20 protein-coding genes and 2 pseudogenes are annotated in these 22,344 nt (G+C 62.7%); 17 read left to right on the top strand and 5 right to left on the bottom strand.

Annotation, left to right across the window (positions count from 1 at the left end; genetic code table 11):
* Positions 1-183: 183 nt before the first annotated feature.
* The 3 genes and pseudogenes from OMK73_RS14840 to OMK73_RS14830 form a co-directional block, all read left to right on the top strand.
* Positions 184-411: pseudogene (locus OMK73_RS14840) on the top strand (short-chain dehydrogenase/reductase); the annotation flags it as partial.
* A gap of 132 nt (positions 412-543) precedes the next feature.
* Complete coding sequence (locus tag OMK73_RS14835; protein ID WP_267606388.1) at positions 544-1,008, top strand: DUF2147 domain-containing protein; 465 nt, start codon at positions 544-546, stop codon at positions 1,006-1,008.
* Positions 1,009-1,016: 8 nt separating this feature from the next.
* Entirely contained in the window at positions 1,017-2,018 is a 1,002-nt protein-coding gene (locus OMK73_RS14830; RefSeq protein ID WP_267602715.1) for an NADP-dependent oxidoreductase, read from the top strand.
* 713 nt (positions 2,019-2,731) lie between these two features.
* On the opposite strand, the gene OMK73_RS14825 is transcribed toward OMK73_RS14830, so the two are convergent.
* The 3 genes from OMK73_RS14825 to OMK73_RS14815 all read right to left on the bottom strand — a co-directional run bounded on the left by OMK73_RS14825 (position 2,732) and on the right by OMK73_RS14815 (position 5,997).
* Positions 2,732-3,382 carry a TetR/AcrR family transcriptional regulator gene (locus OMK73_RS14825; protein WP_267602714.1) on the bottom strand — a complete coding sequence of 217 codons (651 nt, stop codon included), beginning with the start codon at positions 3,380-3,382 and terminating at the stop codon, positions 2,732-2,734.
* 12 nt (positions 3,383-3,394) lie between these two features.
* Positions 3,395-4,213: a Bug family tripartite tricarboxylate transporter substrate binding protein gene (locus OMK73_RS14820; RefSeq protein ID WP_267602713.1), complete on the bottom strand. Its 819-nt coding sequence runs from the start codon at positions 4,211-4,213 to the stop codon at positions 3,395-3,397.
* 215 nt (positions 4,214-4,428) lie between these two features.
* Positions 4,429-5,997, bottom strand: a complete 1,569-nt coding sequence (locus OMK73_RS14815) for a class I adenylate-forming enzyme family protein (RefSeq protein ID WP_267602712.1) — start codon at positions 5,995-5,997, stop codon at positions 4,429-4,431.
* Positions 5,998-6,189: 192 nt separating this feature from the next.
* Here OMK73_RS14815 and OMK73_RS14810 point away from each other — a divergent pair, with 192 nt between their 5' ends.
* Genes OMK73_RS14810 through OMK73_RS14800 form a run of 3 tightly spaced genes read left to right on the top strand, consistent with a single transcriptional unit; the run spans position 6,190 to position 9,253 of the window.
* The gene (locus OMK73_RS14810; RefSeq protein WP_267602711.1) at positions 6,190-6,918 is read left to right on the top strand and encodes an SDR family oxidoreductase; all 729 of its coding nucleotides are present in this window, start codon (positions 6,190-6,192) and stop codon (positions 6,916-6,918) included.
* Positions 6,919-6,925: 7 nt separating this feature from the next.
* Positions 6,926-8,122, top strand: a complete 1,197-nt coding sequence (locus OMK73_RS14805; RefSeq protein WP_267602710.1) for an acyl-CoA dehydrogenase family protein — start codon at positions 6,926-6,928, stop codon at positions 8,120-8,122.
* A gap of 9 nt (positions 8,123-8,131) precedes the next feature.
* Positions 8,132-9,253 (top strand): acyl-CoA dehydrogenase family protein, encoded by a 1,122-nt coding sequence (locus tag OMK73_RS14800; protein ID WP_267602709.1) that lies wholly within the window; start codon positions 8,132-8,134, stop codon positions 9,251-9,253.
* Positions 9,254-9,314: 61 nt separating this feature from the next.
* Here OMK73_RS14800 and OMK73_RS14795 read toward each other — a convergent pair whose 3' ends face one another.
* Positions 9,315-9,932, bottom strand: a complete 618-nt coding sequence (locus OMK73_RS14795) for a 2-hydroxychromene-2-carboxylate isomerase (RefSeq protein ID WP_267602708.1) — start codon at positions 9,930-9,932, stop codon at positions 9,315-9,317.
* Between the two features lie 294 nt (positions 9,933-10,226).
* Here OMK73_RS14795 and OMK73_RS14790 point away from each other — a divergent pair, with 294 nt between their 5' ends.
* Genes OMK73_RS14790 through OMK73_RS14780 form a run of 3 tightly spaced genes read left to right on the top strand, consistent with a single transcriptional unit; the run spans position 10,227 to position 13,457 of the window.
* A complete protein-coding gene (locus OMK73_RS14790) occupies positions 10,227-11,870 on the top strand; it encodes a class I adenylate-forming enzyme family protein (protein ID WP_267602707.1) in 1,644 nt (547 codons plus the stop codon).
* A gap of 9 nt (positions 11,871-11,879) precedes the next feature.
* Complete coding sequence (locus OMK73_RS14785; protein WP_267606387.1) at positions 11,880-12,536, top strand: glutathione S-transferase family protein; 657 nt, start codon at positions 11,880-11,882, stop codon at positions 12,534-12,536.
* A 30-nt stretch (positions 12,537-12,566) separates the two neighbouring features.
* Positions 12,567-13,457, top strand: a complete 891-nt coding sequence (locus OMK73_RS14780; RefSeq protein ID WP_324291731.1) for an IclR family transcriptional regulator — start codon at positions 12,567-12,569, stop codon at positions 13,455-13,457.
* 1,135 nt (positions 13,458-14,592) lie between these two features.
* Here the strand turns inward: OMK73_RS14780 and OMK73_RS14775 are convergent.
* Positions 14,593-15,159, bottom strand: coding sequence for a TetR/AcrR family transcriptional regulator (locus OMK73_RS14775; protein ID WP_267602706.1), 567 nt, complete (start codon positions 15,157-15,159; stop codon positions 14,593-14,595).
* A 91-nt stretch (positions 15,160-15,250) separates the two neighbouring features.
* Between OMK73_RS14775 and OMK73_RS14770 the strand changes: the two genes are divergently transcribed.
* From OMK73_RS14770 to OMK73_RS14735, 8 genes and pseudogenes are all read left to right on the top strand, one after another.
* Positions 15,251-16,429, top strand: coding sequence for a PAS domain-containing sensor histidine kinase (locus OMK73_RS14770; RefSeq protein WP_267602705.1), 1,179 nt, complete (start codon positions 15,251-15,253; stop codon positions 16,427-16,429).
* The gene (locus tag OMK73_RS14765) at positions 16,426-17,058 is read left to right on the top strand and encodes a response regulator transcription factor (protein WP_267602704.1); all 633 of its coding nucleotides are present in this window, start codon (positions 16,426-16,428) and stop codon (positions 17,056-17,058) included. The genes OMK73_RS14770 and OMK73_RS14765 overlap by 4 nt, the downstream gene beginning before the upstream one ends.
* A gap of 127 nt (positions 17,059-17,185) precedes the next feature.
* Positions 17,186-17,959: an enoyl-CoA hydratase gene (locus tag OMK73_RS14760; protein WP_267602703.1), complete on the top strand. Its 774-nt coding sequence runs from the start codon at positions 17,186-17,188 to the stop codon at positions 17,957-17,959.
* Positions 17,960-18,014: 55 nt separating this feature from the next.
* Positions 18,015-18,164 (top strand): annotated as a pseudogene (locus OMK73_RS14755) (acetyl-CoA C-acyltransferase); the annotation flags it as partial.
* A gap of 29 nt (positions 18,165-18,193) precedes the next feature.
* Positions 18,194-18,976, top strand: a complete 783-nt coding sequence (locus OMK73_RS14750) for an SDR family oxidoreductase (protein WP_267606385.1) — start codon at positions 18,194-18,196, stop codon at positions 18,974-18,976.
* 49 nt (positions 18,977-19,025) lie between these two features.
* Entirely contained in the window at positions 19,026-19,814 is a 789-nt protein-coding gene (locus OMK73_RS14745; protein ID WP_267602702.1) for a crotonase/enoyl-CoA hydratase family protein, read from the top strand.
* A gap of 40 nt (positions 19,815-19,854) precedes the next feature.
* Positions 19,855-20,313: a MaoC family dehydratase gene (locus OMK73_RS14740; protein ID WP_267602701.1), complete on the top strand. Its 459-nt coding sequence runs from the start codon at positions 19,855-19,857 to the stop codon at positions 20,311-20,313.
* A 120-nt stretch (positions 20,314-20,433) separates the two neighbouring features.
* A complete protein-coding gene (locus tag OMK73_RS14735) occupies positions 20,434-22,323 on the top strand; it encodes an acyl-CoA synthetase (RefSeq protein WP_267602700.1) in 1,890 nt (629 codons plus the stop codon).
* Positions 22,324-22,344: the final 21 nt, after the last annotated feature.

Raw genomic sequence — 22,344 nt, 5'->3', positions numbered from 1 at the left:
CTAAGCGCTCATGCCTTCCGCCTCCCCTGCGTAAATATGCTGTTTTTGGCACTATTCGGCGCAAATTGAGTTCTTTGCTGGGGGCAGGCGCTGCCATCCGGGTGCTGGAAAGTCTGGATTCCCTCGATAAATCAATGGGTTGCCAGGGATGTGGCGGATTTTTTGCGAATCCCGGCCGACCCTCTGTATCGAGAGATTCGCGCGGGCGTGGAGAGGCGGGTGAAGGAAGTTCTCGTTAACGCGGACGGGCCAGAAGTGGTGGCCGACGTCGTGCTGAAGGCGGCCATGGCGGCGCATCCAAATATTCACTACGCCCCCGGCCTCGCCAGGCGCATGCGCATGCTGCGCAGGTTTGCGCCCGCCAGCGTGCTGGATGCGGGGGTTCGCAAAGACCTGCGGCTTGAAGCATAGGCGGTTACCCGCTTCGCGCGCTTTTCCGTGTTGCACATACCCGGTCATCCAATCTGTGAGAAGGGAATGCCCATGTCATCATGCATCGCCAGGCGGCCACCCGCCGGCCAGGCAACGTTCGCCGTTGAAGCCATGGCAACGCTTCGTTTGAAACAAGCGGCCGGCGTCGCTCTGATCCTCGCCGCGGCGCTCGCGGCACCGCCGGTCCGGGCCGGCGATGCTTCGCCCGCTGGCCTGTGGAAGAACGTTGACGACGTCAGCGGCAAGCCGCGCGCGCTGATCCGCATCACTGAATCGAATGGAACGCTTCAGGGCAAGATAGAGAAAGTGTTTCCCGCCCCGAGCGAAGACCCGAATCCGAAGTGCGACAAATGCGAGGGTGCAAACAAGAATGCGCCGGTCATCGGCCTGGTCATCCTAAGTGGCCTGAAGAAGGAAGGCGAAGAGTATGTCGGCGGCCAGATTCTTGATCCCGACAACGGCAAGGTCTATCGCAGCAAGGTCCGCCTGGCCGACGATGGCAAGACGCTCAGCATGCGCGGCTACATTGGCGTGCCAATGCTGGGCCGCTCGCAGACCTGGGGGCGTCAGGAATGAGAGCGACCATGAAAGCATTTCTTTTGGATCGGTACGGGAAACAGCGCGCGTTGCGTTGCACGGAGGTACCGAGCCCGATGCTGGGTGAGGATGAGGTCATGGTCCAGGTCCATGCGGCAGGTGTAAATTTGCTGGATTCCAAGATCAGGGACGGCGAGTTCAAGCTGATCCTCCCCTATCGCTTGCCCCTTGTCCTGGGCCACGACGTGGCCGGCGTCGTAGTCAAGGTCGGTTCTCGCGTCCGGCAGTTCAAGCCGGGCGACGAAGTCTATTCGCGGCCTGATGATTTCCGCATCGGCGCCTTCGCCGAGTACATCGCGGTCAAGGAAGCGTCTTTGGCGATCAAGCCCAAGGCACTGAGCATGGAAGAGGCTGCATCGATCCCTCTGGTGGGGCTGACGGCATGGCAAGCGTTGATCGAGAAGGCCAATCTGAAGAAAGGACAGAAGGTATTCATTCAGGCCGGTTCCGGTGGCGTAGGCACATTTGCGATCCAGTTGGCCAAGTATGTTGGCGCCACTGTAGCCACCACCACGAGCAGCGCCAACACCGACCTGGTAAGAGGCCTCGGGGCAGACGTCGTCATCGATTACAAGAAAGACGATTTCGAGAAAGTACTGCAGGGCTACGATGTGGTCCTCCACAGCCAAGACGCAACGGCGCTGGAGAAATCTCTGCGCGTCCTTAAGCCCGGCGGAACACTCATCTCGATCTCTGGACCTCCCGATCCCGCTTTCGCAAGTGGAATCGGAGCACCGTGGTTCGTGAGATTGGCTGTTCGTCTTCTGAGTTACGGAGTCCGGAAGCGGGCGATACGTCGTGACCTGAAATATTCATTCCTTTTCATGAAGGCCAGCGGACGCCAGTTGAGCGAGATCACTTCACTGATTGATGCCGGCGCAATACGGCCAGTAATGGATCGGGTCTTTTCATTCGATTCGACCAACGAGGCCATGGCCTATGTCGAGAAAGGCCGGGCCAAGGGAAAGGTCGTCGTTCAGGTCAGATAGGCGCGATCACCCGTTGGTTCTTTTCGGACCCTGCTCCACTGCATGAATGACCAGCCGAGGCGCAGAAGCCGCATGGCGCCAGCGATGCGCAGACCGGGCGGCTCGCCCCCCCGGTAACAGAGCATCCTCAAATGTCGACGCCATACAAGGGGGAATCGTACTTTTGGTGCAAAATCTGGCGGTTTCCCAGGAAGGCCTTTGCCTGTAAGGCTTTCCGGCAGCTACGAGTAGTCACGTGACGAGTCTAGATCACATCGGAGTAACATACCTGCCCGCGATTCGGAATCGCGCCATCACTTTGATCCAGCGCCGCCGCAAGATTACGCCCACGCGTCTTTGCTCGCCGTATCGACGATCGACAATTTTGCAGTTGCGAACGCGCCTGTTGAAATATTGATTCCTGCTCTTCCTGTGTGCATTGACGAAGATACGTATATGCCACCAGCGTCAAAGGATGGATTTTCAACTCGTTTGCGATCGAGTCGGTCTTGTCGAGGGTTGGACTCTTAAGCCCTCGCAGAAGGGGCGAGATTGACCAGCCCGCTCTCCGAGATCGTTTTGACCCAAGCAATGGGGCGGGGCACGATCATACAATTCATGAGCTTGTAGACCTCGCTCCGCGACAGCCTGCTACCAACTGCTCCATCGGGGACTCCTGGAAGATATTGTCACTACCTGCCACAATGCATCGGCACGGCATGCCCGATGGCGGTTTAGATTCGAAGCGCCAGCTTCTTGCACAGGACCACACCGTTTCGTTCCAGAATCCGCTGGAACAAGCGCCCGCGAAACGAAACCGGTTCGCCGAGGAAGACGCAGTCGTGTTGAATGCCGAGCACGAAGCTGAAGATCTCGAAGGTCAACTGCTCGATATCGACGGTATCCGGGATCTGCTGGGTCGCCACCGAATCCCTGAGTTGCTCGGCCAAATAGGCCCGCCAGTTTGTCGTGACGCGGTGCACGGCCTGTCGGATGGGATCGGCGCCATATGTCGCACATTCGGTGGCGCCGCTCAGGATCAGGCAACCGCCGCGTTGCGCCACATGGTCACGAATCCAGAACTCGAGAATCCGCACCAGTCGCGCAAGTCCGATCGGTACTCCCAGCACGCTCGCCGCGGCATCGGATCGTAAGCCGTCGAAGTATGCGAGCAACACCTCTTCGATCAGATGCGACCGGGAGTCGAAGCGTAGATAGAACGAACTCCGCGAGAGCCCCAGCTTGCCGGTGATCTCTCCGACGGTAATCGCCCGGATGCCGCGGCTACGCATCGTTGCCGTCGCCACGCGCATGAAGTTCTCTCTGGCAGAGCGCATCAGTCCTTTCTGCGATCGCGGATGATCCAGGCGCATTTTGATGCGCAAAGCGAACGCCACTCAGTCAAGGGACGCACCGGACTCCTTCACGACTGATTGCCATATCGGCAGCTGTTTCTGATACACGGCGGTAAATTCCGCCGGACCTGCGTAGTTGGTGACAAAGCCGAGATCGCCGATTCGCTTCCTGACGTCGGGGAGATTCGTTGCCAGCTTGACCTCGTCCGCCACGCGTTGAATCACCTGCTTGGGCGTGCCGGCAGGTGCGGCAATGGCGGACCAGCCCACGGTCTTGAATACATCGCTGTCGAAGCCTTGCTCCGCGAGAGTGGGCACATTGGGCAAGGTCGGCAGGCGGGACGTGCCGGTGACGCCGATGGCTTTCAGCTTTCCGCTCGGCAGGAACATGTTCGCTTGCAATCCCGTCGCGAAGGCAAGTTGAACGTTGCCGGCGATCAGGTCCTGCACCATGGGTACCTCGCCCCGATAGGAGACGTGCGTCATTTGCGCGCCGGTGACTTCATTGAGCTTGTTGGCGCTCAGATGGCCGACGGTTCCGACGCCCCAGGAGCCGTAGGAGAGCTTTCCCTGGTTGGCCTTCAGGTAGGCGCGGAGTTCCTTGGCGTCCTTGGCCGGGACCATTTCGCCTACCAGCAGTACCAGCGGAGAGTCCGCAATCTTGGCCACAAGCGTGAAGTCCCGATTGGGGTTATAGGGCAGCTTCTTGTAGAGGAACTGATTGACCAGCAACTGGGAACTTTGGGAGATGGACAGCGTATAGCCATCGGGGGCCGCCTTTGCCACGTTGTCCACGCCGATAATGCCGCCAGCGCCGGTTCGGTTGTCCACCACGACCGCCTGGCCCATATGGGAGGACATGCGCTCCGCCAGCACGCGTGCCGTCGTATCGAGCGCGCCCCCGCGGAGAACGGGACGACCAGACGGATCGGCTTGGTGGGGTAGTTCTGGTCAGCGGCCAGCAGGGGATGCGAAAGGAGTCCGAGAACCGCGACGCCCAGTCCGTTGATACACGTTTTCCTGATCACTGCATGTCTCCATGATTGCTTTATGTAATACGAGGCGCGCGAACGCACTCAGCTAAGCGTGACTTGCCGCGCGTCCGTCGCCACCGCGGCCAGCTTCTTGATTTCGCCCTTGAGCAGTTTTCCCGTCGGCGCGGCCGGGAGCGGGCGCATGACGCGGATTTCCGCCGGCACCTTGTACGGCGACAGGCGGGCACGCAGAAAGCTCATCAACGCATCGCGGCTGACGGGCATGTCGGAAGCCAGTTCGATGAAGGCGACGACTTCCTCGTTGCCTTCGACCTGCCGGCCGACAACCGCCGACTGGACAATGGACGGATGGCTGTTCAGGACTTGTTCGACTTCCACCGGATAGACGTTGAAGCCCGAGCGGATAATCAGCTCCTTGGTCCTGCCGACGATGAACAGCGCGCCGTCATCGGCCAGGCGCGCCATGTCGCCTGTGTTGAACCAGCCTTCCGCATTGACAGCGGCGCGCGTCAGATCCGGCGCCTTGTAGTAGCCCTTCATGAGGTTGGGGCCGCGGACCCATAGCTCGCCCGTTTCGCGTGGCTGGACGTCATTGCCACGGCTATCCACGATGCGAATCTCCAGTCCGGGAATCGGCATGCCCGCAGCGCAGTCAGTGCGCGGCGCGTCCAGCGGGGTCTGTGCGACGGTCGGCGACAATTCCGTCAAGCCATAGCCGTTCTGCAGCGGTATGCCCAAAGCGGATTCCACGGCGTGTTTGAGGTCCGGCATCAACGGCGAGCCGGAAGCGCCAATGACCCTGAGCCGATGCCCGGCGAGCGACGCGCCTGTCTTCGCGCACCAGTCCAGCAGGCGCGCGAACATGGCAGGCACCCCAAGAAAGACTGTGACGCCCTTCGCGCAGATCGCGGTGCGGAGAACCTCTGGCGAGAATCGTTCTTCCAGCAACAGCGTGCATCCGCACGACACCGATCCCAGCAGCTGCGACGAGAGTCCCACCACGTGAGCCATTGGCAGGATGCCGTAGACGACGTCCTGTGGACTCAGGCGACGAAGCGTCGTCGCAAGTGACGCCATGTAGAGGAAGTTCGCATGCGTGAGCATGACGCCCTTCGGGCTGCCTGACGTTCCCGATGTGTAGATCATCGCCGCCACTTGCTGTCGGGGATCGCTGCTTGCCGGTTCGACAGTTGCCGTCGGGTTCAGCGGGCCAACCGCGAGTTCGCCAAGGTAGGGGAACGTCTCCATGGTCGCCTGTACACGCTGGCCATGGTCCAGCGCTTCGCGCGAGACATTTGCGGCGTAGAACGCTCTGCGCGCGTCCGAATGTTCCAGGAAGTTGTCGATCTCCCTGGGTGACAGGCGAGGATTGACGACGACCGCCCATGCATCGCAGGCGCTGCAGGCGAGCACCATCACCGCCAGCGCGACGCAGTTCTCGGCAACCAGCATGACGCGATCTCCGGGGCGTATACCGAGGTTTCGCAGACGTTCCGCAACCGCGTCGATCGCGTGGGACAGTTCCGCATAGGTCAGCCTGATCCGGCTGTCCTGAAGTGCCAGGGCTTCCGGCTGGGCATGCACCCACGGGCTGATGACCTCGTGGATCCGGTTCATCGTGCTGGAAGGTTGCGCGTGCTGTTTCGTCACATCCGGCTCCTTTGTCTCCTGAATTATGTACTGCTATGCGGGCCATATTACTGCTAATCGGTTCTCAAATACAAGACGATCAGGCGGCGTAGATCGAAGATTTCCGCAAAATGACGTTGACGATGACCATCTGCCGGACCATACTAAACCGCAATGCAGTACATTGTTCCGCAAAATCAATAGGAGACTAGCATGTCGGAAAAGAAGGCGGTACTCGTGATCGGCGCCGGGGATGCCACCGGCGGCGCCATTGCGCGTCGGTTTGCGCGGGAGGGCTATATCGCGTGCATGACGCGCCGCAATGCGGAAAAGCTCGCCCCGCTGGTTGCGCAGATCGAGAGCGAAGGCGGTGCCGCGCACGCGTTTTCCTCGGATGCCCGCAAGGAGGAGGAAATGGTGGCGTTGATCCAGGAGATCGAAACCAAGATTGCGCCGATCGAGGTCGCCGTCTTCAATATCGGCGCCAACGTGCGCTTCGATATCCTCGAAACAACGTCACGCGTGTACTTCAAGGTCTGGGAGATGGCCTGCTTCGCCGGTTTCCTGATGGGGCGTGAGACGGCCCGGGTCATGGTGCCGCGCGAACGCGGGTCGATCTTCTTTACCGGGGCGACGGCCAGCTTGCGTGGCCGTGCCGGGTACGCGGCATTCTCCGGCGCCAAGCACGGCCTGCGCGCGCTGGCCCAGGCCATGGCAAAGGAACTCGCACCGAAAGGCATTCATGTGGCGCACCCGGTGATCGACGGGGCCATCGATACCGAATTTATCCGGGAGACGTTCCCGGAGCGCTATGCACTGAAGGAGCGCGACGGCATTCTCAACCCCGAGCACATTGCGGACATGTACTGGATGTTGCACCAGCAACCGAGGGATGCGTGGACGCACGAACTCGACCTGCGTCCGTGGATCGAGGCCTGGTAAACCCACCATGGAACTGACCTATAGCAAGCAGGATCGGGCATTCCGCGCGGAGGTCCAGGCGTTTCTGCGCGCGAATCTGCCGGATGACATCAGGCGGAAGGTAGTCGAGAACCGGCCGCTGACAAAGGACGACATTGTGCGCTGGACGAAGATCCTGGCGGCACAAGGCTGGAGTACGCCGAACTGGCCGGTCGAGTACGGCGGAACGGGATGGACGCCGGTGCAGGGCTACATCTTCGCCGAGGCATGCGCGCTCGCCGGAGCGCCCGAACCGATTGCGTTTGGCGTTCGCATGGTGGCGCCCGTGCTGCTCGCGTTTGGCACAGCCGAGCAGAAGGCACGCTATCTACCGCGTATCCGAAGCGGCGACGACTGGTGGTGCCAGGGCTATTCGGAGCCGGGTGCGGGCTCGGATCTGGCGAGCCTGTCGACGAGCGCGCGGCTCGATGGCGACACGTTTGTCGTCAACGGCCAGAAGATATGGACAACGTACGCGCAGCATGCGGACATGATGTTTTGTCTGGTCAGGACCGATCCCGATGCGAAGAAGCAGCAAGGCATTTCCTTCCTGCTGATCGACATGCGCTCGCCAGGCATTACCGTGCGACCGATCATCACGCTCGACGGAAAGCACGAAGTCAACGAAGTCTTCTTCGATGGGGTGCGTGTTCCGGCTTCGAATCTGGTAGGGGAGTTGCATCGCGGGTGGGATTGTGCCAAATACCTGCTCAGGCATGAGCGATTCAGCACGGGAATGATCGGGCAAATCCGGCGCAATCTCCGGCGACTGGTCGAATGCGCATCCACGCGCACCGGCCCCGATGGTTTGCTCGGCGATGACCTGAGCTTCTGCGAGCGGGTGGCACGTATCACGATCGAGGTGGACGCGCTCGAATACACGCTGCTTCGTGCGCTCTCCGAAGCCGATGCGGGCGGGGATGTGGGCACGAAAGCGTCGCTCTACCGGATCCGCAGTTGCCAGCTTGCGCAACAGGTATCGGAGCTCTATCTCGATGTATTGGGCATTGACGCGCTGCCCTATCCTCGCGAGGCACGTGAGCTCGACTGGTCGGGCGGCGGATGGCTGCCGGATGATGCGCCGGCCCAGACCGCGAACTATCTCAACCTGCGCAAGCTCACGATCTATGGCGGTTCCGAGGAGATTCAGAAGAACATCCTCGCCAAGCTCGAATTGAATCTGTAAGGCGTCAACATGAATTTCGACCTGACTGAAGACCAGCGACTCGTGATTGACGCCGTTTCGCGATATCTGACCCGCGAATATAGCCTCGCGGAACGGGCGGCGGCAACCTCGGGGAATTCCAGGCATTGGCAAGCGCTTGCCGAGCAGGGCATGTTTGCATTGCCATTCGAAGAGCGATACGGCGGCGGGGGTGGTGGCTGGAATGACGTCGCCTTGGTGATGCAAGAGTTCGGCAAGGCGCTTGTCAATGAACCCTATCTGGCTTCGATCGTGTTTCCCGGCGCGCTGATCCAGGCCGGCGCAAGCGAGCTGCAGAAGCAGGAAATGCTCCCGCGAATCATTGATGGCTCAGTGCGCTTTGCGGTGGCCTATGAGGAGGTCAGCTCCGCCTACGACCCCACCAGGATCGATACCACTTTTTCCGAGGCGGAGGGCGAGGGCGGATACGTGCTCAACGGCCGCAAGAAGGGCATTCTGGCGGGCAATTTCGATGTATTGATCGTGCTGGCGCGGCGGGGTGACGACTTCCGGCTGTTCATGGTGCCGACCGGCTCGCCGGGAGTCGGACTGGTGACCCATCCGTCGGTGGATGGCGCGGCGGTTTCGGAGGCGACTTTCGGCAACGTCAGGGTGCCTGCCGACGCGTTGCTGGGCGATGGCCGCGAGACGCTGAGGCATCTCGAACTGGCGCTGGACATTGCTCGCATTGGCCTGTGCGCCGAGGCCGTTGGCATTATGGAATCGATGATCCGGGACACCGCCGAATACGCGCGCACCCGAAAGCAGTTCGGCGTTCCCATCGGCAGCTTCCAGGCCCTGCAGCACAAGCTCGTCGATATGTTCGTGCACACCGAGCAAGCGAAGTCTTCCGTCTGGCGCGCACTGGCGTATGTCGACGACGAGGCCGGGCGCGCTCAGGCTTGCGCGTCGGCGAAGGCGCTTGTCGGTATCGGCGCTCGATTCGTCGGACAGCAGGCCATCCAGATTCACGGCGGGATGGGCATGACGGAAGAAATGGGAATCTCGCATTTCTTCCGGCGGCTGACGGCCATCGAGCAGACCCTTGGCAACGCTGCCTACCATCTGCGGCGCGTCGCGAGACAGGTGTCGCGTGAACCGGCTCTGAACTGAGGCGCCGAGAGGCATTGCGCGCCGCCCCCGCCGGGGTCGGCGCGCATATCATTTCCGGATGCTATCTGGCCAGAACGCGTTGAATTTCCTCTTCGACGTCACGCAGCTGGTCCTTGCCGAAGTACATCTCGTCGTTGACGAAGAACGTTGGCGAGCCGAAGGCCCCACGCTCGAAGGCCTGTTGGGTATTGGCAAGCAGGAGATCCTTGACCGCCTGGTCGCCAATGCGTGCGAGCATGCGTGCGCCATCGAGACCCGCTTCATTCAGCGTCGCCTCGATCACGGCCGGGTCGTCCATCTTGAGGCCGCGTTCCCACATCGCAGAGAACACCACGTCGACGTATTGCTCGAACCCGCCTTCGATCAGGGCCGCCGCGGCGCCCCGCATGATCTGGAGCGTGTTGACCGGGAAATGCGGGTTGGAGCGGTAGCCGACAATATGATGGCGGTCGACAAATCGCTGCGTTTCCAGCCGGGCAAATGCCTGCTTGTTCTTGATGCCGGCGAAGGCTTCCGCGGGGGAGCGGTTGCCCGTCAGCCGAAAAAGTCCGCCCAGGAGAATCGGGACGTATTCGAAGGTTACGCCGGTTCGGCTTTCGATTGCCGGAATCACCTTGTGCGACAGGAAGGCATTGGGACTGCCGAAATCGAGCAGGAATTGCACAGTGGGTGCATGCATGGATTGTCTCCCTCTAGTGTGTGTCGAGTCACTCAGCGTGGTGGTCTGGCCTGCCGTCTGGCCTGGCCGGCGTCAGAAGCCCCTTTGGCTGCATAAAACGGTTCTATAAACCGAAGTGCAGAACTTTATGATGGCGACACAGTGATGTATTTCCACGAAATCTGCGCCAATGTTCACTTGTCACGCAAACCGAGGAGCAGTATAGTGGACTGCAGTGCAGACTTGCAAGCTGCGATGCAAACCATTAGCGCGACCAGGCCGGTCATCCACGAGGCCCGGCGCGAGGAGACAAAGATGACGTCGCTGACAGTCGGTCAATCGGTTGCAGACCTGGCAAACCCCTACCACGGCTATGACATCGCGAGCTGGATCGTTGAGCTTGCGCGTCGTCGCGGTGCGCACCCTCTGCTGGTGTGGGAGCCTTTCGAAGGACCGTCGCGCACCTATACCTATCTCGGTTTCCTGGACACGGTCCGCAAGCTTGCGGGCGGCCTTGCGCAGCGTGGCGTGAAGCCGGGTGAGCGCGTGATCGTGCATATGGAGAACTGTCCGGAGACGATTCTTATGCGCTTCGCCTGCGCCTGGGCCGGGGCGGTATGCGTGGCGACAAATCCGCTCTCCGCGGGACCGGAACTTGAGTACTTTGCACAGGCCACCGGCGCGGTATGCGCCGTCACTCAGCCAAAGTTCGCGGGGCTGTTTGCGGAGCACTGCCCCGGCCTGTCATGGGTTGCCGTTCTCGATCACGTGCCAGTGGATCCCGCACAGGAGAGGGCGGTCGCATCGATGGTGCCTTTTTCCGCGCTGCTGGGCGACGCGCTTGCGCAACGCCCAGCGGATCCGTCCGCACCCGCTTCGGTGATGTTCACCACCGGATCGACCTCGCGGGCCAAGGGCGTCGTGTGGACCCACGCCAACGTGCTCTGGGCGGCGGAAGTGAATGCCCGGCAGCAGGGGCTTCGCGAGGACGACACGCATGTGCTGTTTCTCCCGTTGTTCCATGTGGTCGGGCTCTCGTGGTGCTTCTTCTCGACCATGTGGGCGGGCGGGACGATCGTCCTGCAACCGGGCTTTTCGCGCAGCCGGTACTGGCCGGTGGTCATGAAACACAACGCCACGGTCGGCTCTCATGTTCACTTCACCCTCGCGGCATTGCGCAGCGAGCCGGTGCCGGCGCATGCGTTTCGCCTCTGGGTAACCTCCACGCACGACCACGCCGCGGCGGCGCACTACAAGGTGGGGATGGTCGCAGGGTGGGGCATGACCGAGGTGCTGATCCAGGTACTGGTTTCGAACCCCGAGCAAGGTTCCCTGACGGGAGGCATTGGACGTCCGAGCCTCTACTACGATGTCAAGGTGGTCGACGATGACGGGCGGCAAGTGCGCCCCGGTGAAGCGGGCCATCTGCTGGTCAGGGGACGCCGCGGGTTGTCGGTCTTCAGTGAATACGATGGCGATAGCGCGGCCACGGAGACCGCATTCGACGACGAGGGCTACCTAAAGACCGGCGATCGTGTTCGTCTTCATGAGGATGGCTGGTACGCGTTCACCGATCGGGTCAAGGACGTCATCAAGGTCCGCGGCGAGAACGTCTCGGCGGCCGAGGTGGAAGCCGCCATCCTGAAAGTGCTCGGTGTCCGGGAGGTGGCGGTGGTTGGCAAGCCGTGCGACATGCAGGGGGAGACCGTGGTCGCCTTTGTCGGCCATTCGTCCGAGCTTTCGGGTCAACAGGTTGAGGCATTGCATGACACCATCCACGAGCATTGCACGCGCAACCTGTCCCAGTTCAAGATTCCGGTAGAAATCCATGTAGTGGCGAAGCTGCCTCGAATCGGCATCGGCAAGCTGGCCAAGGCGACGCTGCGCGAGTGGGCATCGGCGGGCAACGGCCAGAAGCCCGGGCAGGGTACCCCGCGTTCGGCGTTCGAGGCCGAGTGAGTGTCAGCGATGATTGAGCTATATCACTGTGCGAGATCGCGGTCCTTCCGGCCGCTATGGATGCTCGAAGAACTGCAGCTTCCCTATTTGCTGCAGTTGCTGCCCTTTCCACCGCGCGTCCTAGCCAAGTCGTATCTGGCCGTCAACCCACTCGGGACGGTCCCCTGCATGATCGATGGCGCGGTCAAGATGACCGAGTCGAGCGCCATCTGCCAGTACCTCGCGGAGGTCCATGCATCGGGGCGTCTCAGCGTGCGCCCGGATGAGGCCGCGTACGGCCGGTACCTGAATTTCCTGAGTTTTGGGGAAGCATCGCTGACGTTTCCCATTGCGATTTTCATGCGGTACTCCCGCCTCGAACCCGAGGAACGCAAGCTGCCGCAGGCCGCCGTGGACTACAAGCGCTTCTTCCTGGGGCGCTTGCGGGGCGTCGATGCGATCGTCTCCAGTGACGAGTACATCTGCGGGGATCGCTTCACGGCGGCGGACATCTCGGTCGGCTATGCCGTTCAGTTCGCCGCCATGAACGGTCTGCAGGATGAGTTTCCGGAATCCGTCACGCGCTACCTCGCGCGGCTGAAAGCCAGGCCGGGATACCAGCGGGCGCTGCTGGTCGAATCCATGGCGGAGAAGCACAAAGCGGAAAACCACGCGGCGCAAGCCTAGGCGAGTATGCTATCGTCGGCGGGTTAGTCGGTGGAAACAGAACAGGTCGGAAAGACAATCAACACGATGCCGAAATCAATCCAGAAGAATCCAGAAATGGCGCCGCCCGCTATTGCCGATGAGCCTGAGGAGGAATCATCGCTCGGCGAAGGCCAGGACAGGCATTTTGTCACGGCGCTGGCGCGTGGGCTGGAAGTATTGAGTTGCTTCCATTCGGGCGACAACTTCCTTGCCAATCATGAGATTGCTGAGCGCTGTGGCCTGCCGAAGTCGACGATTACTCGTCTAACATACACGCTGACGAGGCTCGGCTATCTCCACCTGGTGCCGGAAACTGGCAAGTATCGTCTCGGTACGGCCACCGGCGCGCTCGGCAGCTCGATGCTCGCCAACCTCGACGTTCGCCAGGTGGCACGTCCATACATGCAGCTGCTGGCTGCGGAAACTGGGTCCGTCGTGGCGTTAGTCACGCGTGACCGACTCTCGTCGCTGTACCTCGAATGCTGCCGTAGCACGTCGATCATCACCCTCAACCTCGATGTGGGTTCCCGGATTCCGCTGGGGACAAGCGCCGCCGGCCGGGCGTTGCTCGCCGCCGCCACCCCAGCCGAGCGCGCCGATCTGATGGAGCGGATCAAGGAACTCGATGAGACTACGTGGCCAGTCGTGGAGCGGGGCATCCAGGAATCCATAACCGAGTATCAATCCACGGGATGCGTGACTTCAGCGGGAGGGTGGGTAAAGGAAGTGCACGGTATCGCGGTGCCGTTCTCCCCGGGCCGTGGCTTGCCGCTTATGGCGATCAGTCTTGCCGGCGCTGCCAGCTACTTCCCCCTCTCCCGCTTGCATGAGGAGCTGCGGCCGAAATTGCTGCAGGCGGTACGGCAGATCCGGCAAGCCTTGTGTCAGAGTAGTTCCTAAGCGGATCTGTATCGCGGGGCCGCACGGATAGACGCCGTGCCTTGGCGCCAGCGATCCTCGCTGCATCGACCGGTTGAATCCGCAGGGACTTGCGGACCACTCGGATGCGATGACTCGTGCGGCTGCAACTGGCCGAACTCGGTCTCCGGCGGCTGATGTGCCGACCAGCCGCTCATGGCGGGTGACAGTGCCCCCCGTTTGCTGTGCCCCGCTACAGATGCCGTTTTGGGTCATCGTCCGCAACCGGATCAGGCCTTTGCCACCAGGTAGCCAGCTTCTGGCCGGGTTCCCGAAAGCTTAGCGTGCAATATTCTCTGTCTCTGAAGCGCCCCGTTAACGACGAATCCGTGTCAGATTTTTCCCTATTTTTCCCAATATCGCTCTTCTAGATAACTCCTCGCTATAGTCGAAACCAGGAAGCGCCTTGGCGGCGCCTGCAACAGGGCAGGAGGGAGAAATGGATTCCACGTCGTCCGGTCCACGAGCGTCTACGGAAACATTGCGAATCGCACAACAAGGGCAGGCGCCACGCGCAACCCTTGGACAGCCGGGTATGGCGGAGCTGTTGCTAAGTGTTGTGATGGAGTCGACGTGCGGTGCACTGAGCCCGGTCATGCTGACAGCCCACGTTGGCAGGCCATTGTATGAGGGCAGATGCGACGTCGACGCACGTCTGAAGCACGGGGACGGTCGGCAGCAGCGATGGTTGGCCGAACTCAGGCAGGCGGGGGCTATCGTAGGTCGCGCGCATGTTGTCCTGGATGGCGAGCTACCGTCAAACAGCTACATGCCATGGCGTAGCGGAATGCTGCCAGTGACGACATGGCATGACGACGACATTGCACAGTGCCTCGCGGTGGCCCGGCTATGCGACAAGTACTCTCAGGGAGAAGCGGCAACAAGTCCAGTATGGCTCACCATCCGCTATTTTGGGCAGAGTGCACGGGTGCGGGAAGCCTTAACGGTTTCGCCCGTGCGGCGTCAACAGCTTGGCACCTTGTGCCAATGCGACCTCGAAGTATTCGAGGCAGGAGCCAGGGTCGCTACGCTAACCACCGTCTATGAGCGCAACCATGGCCAGGCGCTCAAGTAACCCGCAGTAGCCCATGGGTCGCCCTGATCGCGGCGGCGTGGCTCATTCCATTTGCTGCAAAGCGAGCAACTCCCGCTTCGCCGCGGCCAGCACTGCGTCGGAGCGCTTTTCGTCGGCCATCACGCGAGACACCACCAGAGCCCCGATCATGGCGCTGACCGCGAACACGGCCTTGTCCGGATCGTCCCCGCCCAGCGCGGCATCCATCCGGCCGATGAACCGCTCGATGTGGGTCGACATCGCCTCGCGCGCCGACTCGTCGGCGCGCGCCACGTCGCCCGCCAGCGCGGCGATTGCGCAGCCGGTCGTGCGCGCGTCGCGGTGCTTGCGGCTCAGGTAGCTGCGTACCGTTGCGCTGTACTCGACCGACGCCTTCCCGTTTTTTGCATCGAACGCGGCATTCCCGGCATCCAGCGCGCGTTCGAGCGCGTGCAGCAGCAGGTCGGAGCGGGACTCGAAGTGCCCATAGAAGCCGCCGTGCGTCAGGTTGGCGCTACGCATCAGCTTGCCGACGCTGACGGATTCGAGTCCGCCATCCCGAATCTGCTCCGCGGCCTGTTCCAGGATGCGCTTCCTGCTTTGCGCTTTGTCCGCCTGTGAGTGTCCCATCTGTCAAATCCCATGTTCTTGTCTTGACTTTCTGCATTGTGCTCGTCATTCTCTAGCATGACAATCATCATTCAGATAGCGGGTAGCTGCCATGGCCGAGCTGGACGAGCTGAACGTTGACCTGGACGACTACGAGGTCCCCTTCAAAGGCATCGTCGAGCAGTCCATCGCCGGCATCTACATCCTGCAGGACGGCCGCTTCCGCTATGTCAACGAGACTTTCGCGCGCATGTGCGGTCTCAGGCGCGAGAAGTTGCTCGGCGCCCGGCTTTGCGACGTGGCGAACCCCTCGCAACGCGGTGCGCTGATGGCCCAGTACGAGCGCCAGATCAGCGGCGTTGGCGCTTCCAAGCTGTTCGTCATTCGCCGGACCTCGTCCCGCAACCCAGGCTGCTTCGAGATTCATGGCACGCGCGTAATCTTCCACGGCCGCCCCGCAATCGTCGGCCTCGGCATCGACATCACCGAGCGCGAGCGGCAACGCGCCGAGCTGGTCGAGGCCAGCGAGCGCTTGCAGGAGCTGGTCGCAAGCGCCAACAACGTCCGCGAGAACGAGCGCCACCGCGTGGCGCGCGAGCTGCACGACGTGATCGGCGGCATGCTGACGGCGATCAAATTTGACCTGTCGCGGCTGTCGCGGGGCATCGAGGCGTTGGACCGCTGTCGCGCGCCACGGGCGCGGCAAGGTGGCTCGGCGGCGCCGGCGCTCGCCTCGCTGGCGCTAACCGCAGCCCAGACCCTCCAGCTCACGCAGGAGACCATCGAAGCCATGCGCGTAATTTCCGAAGGACTCCGCCCGGGCGCCCTCGACCATCTGGGCCTGCACGACACGCTGTGCCTCGACCTCGGCCGGTTCGAACGGCGCTACGGTATCGCCACCCGCTTTCGCGCCACGGGCGCCGCGCGAGGGTTGGACCGCAACCGTGAGATCGGCATTTACCGGATCTTCCAGGAAGCGCTCACCAACGTCGCAAGGCATTCCAAAGCTACCGAAGTCACCGTGAGCCTTGACTGGGTAGCCGATCGCCTTGAGCTGGAAATCTCGGACAACGGCCTCGGCTTCGACATCGATCGTGTGGCGGCCGATGGCCATCTCGGCCTGCTGGGCATGCGGGAACGGACACGCGAGCTCGACGGCATACTCGTCCTCGACACCGGACCCCGCTCCGGCGCGCGCGTGCGACTCGGCGTGCCGGTCGCGTCCGGCGTCAATGAAGACACCAACAAATGCGCCAATCCCGGCGCTCGCATCGACGGAGGACAGCCATGATTCGCCTGCTGCTGATCGACGACCACACGATCTTCCGCCAGGGCCTAAAGCGCTTGCTTGCCGAGCAGGACGGATTCGATGTCGTGGCCGAAGCCAGCGATGCGAACGAAGCCCTTGGCCGCCTGCGCGAACAGCCCTTTGACGTGGCGCTCCTCGATGTCAACATGCCGGGACGCAGTGGCCTGGATATGCTGCCCTCGCTGCGCGCCGAGCGCCCCACGATGCCGGTGGTCGTGCTGAGCATGTACCCGGCCGAGCAGTACGCACTGCGTGCGTTCCAGGCGGGGGCCTCCGGCTATGTCACCAAGGACATGGACGCAATGGAGCTGGTTGATTCGATCCGCAAAGTGGAGAAGGGCAAGCGCTACATGACGCCCGCCGTCGCGAGCTGCCTGCTCGACGGCTTTGACCGGGTCAGCGACGTGGCGGCACACCGGCAACTGTCGTCGCGCGAGTACGAGATCATGCTTCTGATCGTGCGCGGTATCCGCCTGACCGATATCGGCCAGCAGATGTTCCTGAGCGTGAAGACTGTGAGCACCTATCGCTCACGCATCCTGAAGAAGATCGGCGTCTGCAGCAACGCCGAGCTGGCGCGCTATGCCGTCGAACATCGGCTGATCGACTGATCGCATCCCTCATCTTCAGAAAACGCTGACAAGGCGTAGGGCAAGTTCCGACAGCCGGATTCGTGCCGGACGTCCAAACTCTCTTCAACGACACGATTCCACACGAGACGGAACGAAGGAGAGAACGATGACGGCAGACGTGCTGCTGCACCTGGACGACGGCGTGCTGGTCGTGACGATCAACCGGCCGGCGAAGAAGAACGCGCTCACCGCGCAGATGTATTCGGCGCTCGCCGACGCGGTCGCCGAGGCGGACCGTCGCGATGACGTCCGCGTCGTGTTGCTCCGTGGCGAGGGCGGCAACTTCAGCAGCGGCAACGACATCGGCTTGTTCGTCAATGGACAGGCCACCGAACAAAAGGAGTCGCCCGCCATGTCGTTCCTGCGCGCGGTCATCGCGCTGCGCAAGCCGATGGTGGCCTGCGTCTGCGGGCATGCGGTCGGCATCGGGGCGACCGTGCTGCTGCATTGCGACTACGTCGTCGCCTCTGACGACGCCCGCATCCGCTTCCCGTTCGTCGACCTCGGGCTGTGCCCAGAATTCGCCTCCACGCTGCTGCTGCAGCAGGTAGTGGGCCGCAACAAGGCGACCGAATGGCTGCTGCTGGCCACCACCATTCCAGCCGCCGAAGCCCATCGGGCTGGACTCGTCAATCGCGTGATGCCGCTGGAGACAGTCGCGGCGGAAGCGCTGTCGATCGCCAAGTGCCTCGCCACCAAGCCGCGCCAGGCGCTGATGGCGACGCGCGGACTGGTGCGCGAGGCGACCGAGATGCTGGTCAGGGACAGTCTCCAGCGTGAGACGGTCGTGTTCGACACCCTGCGGCAGTCGCCCGAGGCACAGGAAATTTTCCGGCGCTTCCTGCAACGGGCGCCCGTCCGGACCGCTGCCCCCGCCTGAGCCCGGGGCCGATGACAGCCAATCAGAACCACCAGAGCATCAAACCCAGAGAGGACTTCCAGTGAGCCATCCCTACGGCGTCAGCGGCGCGCGGCTGACCGGCCACGCGCTGATCGAGGGCACGCCGCTCAGCGCGAAGTACGTCGTGGTGACCATGTGCATCGGTGGCGGACAAGGCGCCGCCGGGCTGATCGAAGTGCTGTGACGAGTTCCACCCACAATCAAGGAGACGCAATGACTGCTGTGACAAATCTTTTCGACCTGAAGGGCCGCACGGCTCTCGTTACCGGGGGGTCCAGCGGGCTGGGCCTGCAGATCGCCGAGGCGCTCGGCACGCAGGGCGCCCGCGTGGTGATCTCGGCGCGCAAGGCGGACGCGCTTCAATCCGCGCAGGCGCATCTGGCCGGCCTGGGCGTCGACGCAAGCTGGATCGCCGCTGACAACGCCGTGGAGGACGACCTTGAACGCCTCGCCAACGAAGCGATGGAACGCCTCGGGAAGGTCGACATCCTCGTCAACAACGCCGGCGCCACGTGGGGCGCGACCACCGTCGACCACCCGCTGGCCGCCTGGGACAAGGTCATGAACCTGAACGTGCGCTCAATCTTCCTGCTGACGCAGAAGATCGGCAGGCTGTCGATGCTTCCCAACCGATTCGGGCGCGTGATCAATCTCGCCTCGATTGCCGGCCTCAAGGGCAACGGCCCTAAGGGGCAGCCGACCATTGCTTACAACACCAGCAAAGGCGCCATCGTCAACTTTACGCGCGCGCTGGCCGGCGAATGGGGCCCGCATGGCGTCACTGTCAATGCCATCGCGCCGGGCTTTTTCCCGTCAAAGATGACCAGGGGGACGATCGAGAAAGTGGGCGTCGAGAAGCTGTCGGAGTGGGCGCCTCTGCAGCGCATTGGTGACGACGACGACCTCAAGGGCGCGGCCCTGCTGTTCGCGAGCGACGCGGGCAAGCACATCACCGGCCAGATCCTCGCCGTCGACGGCGGCCTGACCGCGGTCTGAAGACGTTCGAACCCGAATCCAAACCATCCCGATTCAAAAGGAGAACACCATGAGCAACGCAGCAGGCACGCCCGAAGTCCGCATGACGATCGAGGACCATATCGCGATTATTTCGCTGGACAACGTCGCCAAGAAGAACGCCATCACGCCGGATCTGATGCAGCAGCTCTCGCAGCGGCTGACCGAGTTCGACAACGACGACAACCTGTGGGTGGCGGTGCTGGACCCGGCAGGCGAGCACACAACGGCCGGCCTCGATATGCCGAAGTTCTTCGGCCCGACTGCCACGGCCAAGCCGATTCCAGACGACCAGGTCGACCCGTTCGGCCTCAAAAAGCGCTGCCGCAAGCCGCTGATCTCGGTCGTCCACGGCATCACCTATACCATCGGCATCGAGCAGATGCTCGCCTCCGACATCGTGATTTCCGCCGATACCGCGCGCTTCTGCCAACTCGAATCGAAGCGCGGCATCGCCCCGCTCGGCGGCGCTCACTTCCGCTACCTGACGCGCACCGGTTGGGGCAACGCGATGTACCACCTGTTCCTGTGCGACGAGTTCTCGGCAGAGGAGGCGTATCGCTGCGGCTTCGTCCAGGAGGTCCATCCCTATGGCAGGCACCGTGAGCGCGCGATGGAGATCGCCCGGCTGATCTGCAAGGTCGCCCCTATCGGCCTGCGCGCGACCAAAGCGGCGGCGCTGACTTACATCGAGCACGGCGAAAAGGCGGCCATCGACGTCATCCCGCGGGTGAGCGAGCAGGTCTTCGCCACGGAAGACTTCAAGGAAGGAATCCAGTCCTTCGTCGAGCGCCGCGAGGCGCGATTCCAGGGGCGCTGAGGTGCGGCTGACCTCCATGACCGCTGATACGGGAGCCACTATGCAGACCTTCACGTCAATCGAAGCACTGAAGGCGTTCCAGGGCAAGGAGGCCGGTCCGAGCGACTGGCATCTGGTTACGCAGCAGGAGGTAAATCTGTTTGCCGAGGCAACTGGCGACCGCCAGTGGATCCATGTCGATCCCGAGCGGGCGAGGCGGGAGTCGCCGTTCGGCGGTCCCGTCGTACATGGATTCCTGACGCTGTCGCTGCTGCCGATGCTGATGGCGCAGATAACTGGCTTCGAGGGCGTACGTGCGCGCGTCAACTACGGCCTGAACCGCGTCCGCTTTACCGGCCCCGTGCCTGTCGGCGCGAAGGTACGCGTCCGCACCGTCCTGGAGAACGTGGCTGACGAAGGGCAGGGCGGCGTGAAGGTGGGGTGGACAGTCACCTTCGAGATGGAAGGATCGGCTACGCCGGTATGCGTCGCGGAGTCGCTGGCCAAGCTGTACTACTAGGCGCATTCCCCGTCGATTGCCGACACCAACCGGCGCCGTGCGACGAACGTCATCGCGCGGAGGGGGCTGCGCCCTTGGGGTGCAGCCCGCCCAAAAAATATAGAAACTGGAGACAACAAGATGAACGCCCCGATGCCAGACTACTGGACCCCCGACCTCCTGTTGAGCGAAGCCGACGTTGCCCACTTCGAGCGCGTCCCGCTTGCGGACCGCAAACTGCCGGCCTCCACCTACGAAATGCTGATGGACGGCTGCGCCATCGACCCCTCGAAGGTTGCCATCCGCTTCTTCACCGACGGCGCCCGTCCCTTCGAGACTGCGCGGCAGGTGACCTATGCCGAGTTGCGCGCCAAGGTCCACCAGACGGCAAATCTGCTGGACGACCTCGGCGTCGGCAAGGACGATGTCGTCTCGGTGCTGATGCCAGCGATTCCCGAATCGCAGTTCGTCCTGTGGGGTGCTCAGGCGGCCGGGATCGTCAATCCGGCCAACTCGATGCTGGAGCCGGACATCCTCGTCCAGATGTTCCGCTCGGCCGGCACCAAGGTACTGGTCGCGTTTGGTGGCGACGAGCACGCCGAGATCTGGGCCAAGGCCGAGGCCGTAGCGCGCGGCCTCCCATCGCTGGCGGCGGTGATTCGTGTCGGTGGAGCGGGTCCGGCGACGGTCGCTGGCGTGCGCGTCATCGATTTCGCCGAAGCCGTCGAACGCTATCCCTCCGACCGCCTGGTCTCTGGGCGGATCTTCTCGTCCGACGACACCGCCTCGCTCTTCCACACCGGCGGCACGACCGGCGCCCCGAAGCTGGCACGCAACCTGCACCGCAACCAGGTGTTCTGGGTGTGGGCGTCAAAGTACCTGTGGGGACTCGACTCGACCGAGGTGCAAGTGGTCGGTGTCCCGGTTTTCCACGTCGCCGGCGCGGTGGTCGGCTGTTTCAGCCCGCTGGCGAAGGGGGCGACAGTCGTGTTGATGACGTCGGCCGGATTCCGCCATCCGTCCGTGCTGCCGAACCTCTGGCGCATCGTCGAGGCTTTTCGGGCCAACATGCTGATCCTCGTGCCGACGTTGGTGAACCAGGTGCTGTCGATTCCGCTGGATGGCGCTGACATCTCGACGCTGACCTACGTCGCCTCGTCGACCGCGCCCCTCTCGACTACCGTCGCCGACGCCTTCCATCGTATGACCAGCGTCCGTATCCGTGAAAGCTGGGGCATGACCGAAACCACGGCGGTCACCTGCATCACGCCCCTGGTCGAGCAGGTCAAGGTTGGCAGTTCTGGCGTGCGGCTGCCGTACCAGCGGGTCCGCGTGGTGCTGCCGGACGGCACCGGGAGCGTGGCCCGGGACTGCGCGCCGGGCGAGCCGGGCCTCGTTATCGTGCGCGGGCCTTCGGTCTTCCCCAGCTACCTGGGCCAGGAGCAGGCTGCACGCTGGTTCGACGGCGACTGGCTGGACACCGGCGATCTCGGCTACCTCGACGCGGACGGCTGGCTGTGGATCACTGGCCGCGCCAAGGACCTGATCATCCGCGGCGGACACAACATCGATCCGAAAATGGTGGAGGAGGTGCTGTTCGGCCATCCGGCGGTCCAGGATGCCGCCGTGGTCGGCGCGCCCGATGCGCATGCCGGCGAGGTACCGGTCGCCTACGTGGTGCTGAAGCCGGGAGCGAGCGCCTCGGCGGATAGCGTCCTACGGTACGCCGCCGAGCACATGCCAGAACGCGCGGCAATTCCAAAGCACTGCTTCGTGCTGCCAGAAATGCCGAAGACGTCAGTCGGCAAGATCCAGAAGAACCTGCTGCGCGTCGATGCCATCGAGCGGATGTTCCGCGCCGCGCTCGACGGCATCGGCCGGGACGCAGAGGTTCAGGCCACGGACCGGGGCAGCCGCGGCTTCTTCGTGGAGATCCGAGTGCCGACGCGTGACGCCGACGATGCGGCCCTGGCCGGCGCGCTGCGCTGCTTCACCATTCCCTATGCGGTCCGACATATCGAAGGAGCTTGACCATGAGCCGACCCATCGACC

The sequence above is a fragment of the Cupriavidus sp. D39 genome, assembly GCF_026627925.1.
GTDB lineage: Bacteria > Pseudomonadota > Gammaproteobacteria > Burkholderiales > Burkholderiaceae > Cupriavidus > Cupriavidus ulmosensis.
The sequence above is the reverse complement of the archived record's forward strand: the minus strand, read 5'-3'. Positions and strand labels throughout refer to the sequence as shown.

What these genes read in the sequence shown, in the direction of transcription:
- OMK73_RS14835 (WP_267606388.1), top strand. Translation starts at nt 544, where the DNA reads ATGGCAACGCTTCGTTTGAAACAAGCGGCCGGCGTCGCTCTGATCCTC.
- OMK73_RS14775 (WP_267602706.1), bottom strand. Translation starts at nt 15,159, where the DNA reads ATGGGACACTCACAGGCGGACAAAGCGCAAAGCAGGAAGCGCATCCTG.
- OMK73_RS14760 (WP_267602703.1), top strand. Translation starts at nt 17,186, where the DNA reads ATGACGGCAGACGTGCTGCTGCACCTGGACGACGGCGTGCTGGTCGTG.
- OMK73_RS14800 (WP_267602709.1), top strand. Translation starts at nt 8,132, where the DNA reads ATGAATTTCGACCTGACTGAAGACCAGCGACTCGTGATTGACGCCGTT.
- OMK73_RS14770 (WP_267602705.1), top strand. Translation starts at nt 15,251, where the DNA reads ATGGCCGAGCTGGACGAGCTGAACGTTGACCTGGACGACTACGAGGTC.
- OMK73_RS14735 (WP_267602700.1), top strand. Translation starts at nt 20,434, where the DNA reads ATGAACGCCCCGATGCCAGACTACTGGACCCCCGACCTCCTGTTGAGC.
- OMK73_RS14830 (WP_267602715.1), top strand. Translation starts at nt 1,017, where the DNA reads ATGAAAGCATTTCTTTTGGATCGGTACGGGAAACAGCGCGCGTTGCGT.
- OMK73_RS14785 (WP_267606387.1), top strand. Translation starts at nt 11,880, where the DNA reads ATGATTGAGCTATATCACTGTGCGAGATCGCGGTCCTTCCGGCCGCTA.
- OMK73_RS14795 (WP_267602708.1), bottom strand. Translation starts at nt 9,932, where the DNA reads ATGCATGCACCCACTGTGCAATTCCTGCTCGATTTCGGCAGTCCCAAT.
- OMK73_RS14790 (WP_267602707.1), top strand. Translation starts at nt 10,227, where the DNA reads ATGACGTCGCTGACAGTCGGTCAATCGGTTGCAGACCTGGCAAACCCC.
- OMK73_RS14740 (WP_267602701.1), top strand. Translation starts at nt 19,855, where the DNA reads ATGCAGACCTTCACGTCAATCGAAGCACTGAAGGCGTTCCAGGGCAAG.
- OMK73_RS14765 (WP_267602704.1), top strand. Translation starts at nt 16,426, where the DNA reads ATGATTCGCCTGCTGCTGATCGACGACCACACGATCTTCCGCCAGGGC.
- OMK73_RS14810 (WP_267602711.1), top strand. Translation starts at nt 6,190, where the DNA reads ATGTCGGAAAAGAAGGCGGTACTCGTGATCGGCGCCGGGGATGCCACC.
- OMK73_RS14805 (WP_267602710.1), top strand. Translation starts at nt 6,926, where the DNA reads ATGGAACTGACCTATAGCAAGCAGGATCGGGCATTCCGCGCGGAGGTC.
- OMK73_RS14750 (WP_267606385.1), top strand. Translation starts at nt 18,194, where the DNA reads ATGACTGCTGTGACAAATCTTTTCGACCTGAAGGGCCGCACGGCTCTC.
- OMK73_RS14820 (WP_267602713.1), bottom strand. Translation starts at nt 4,213, where the DNA reads ATGTCCTCCCATATGGGCCAGGCGGTCGTGGTGGACAACCGAACCGGC.
- OMK73_RS14745 (WP_267602702.1), top strand. Translation starts at nt 19,026, where the DNA reads ATGAGCAACGCAGCAGGCACGCCCGAAGTCCGCATGACGATCGAGGAC.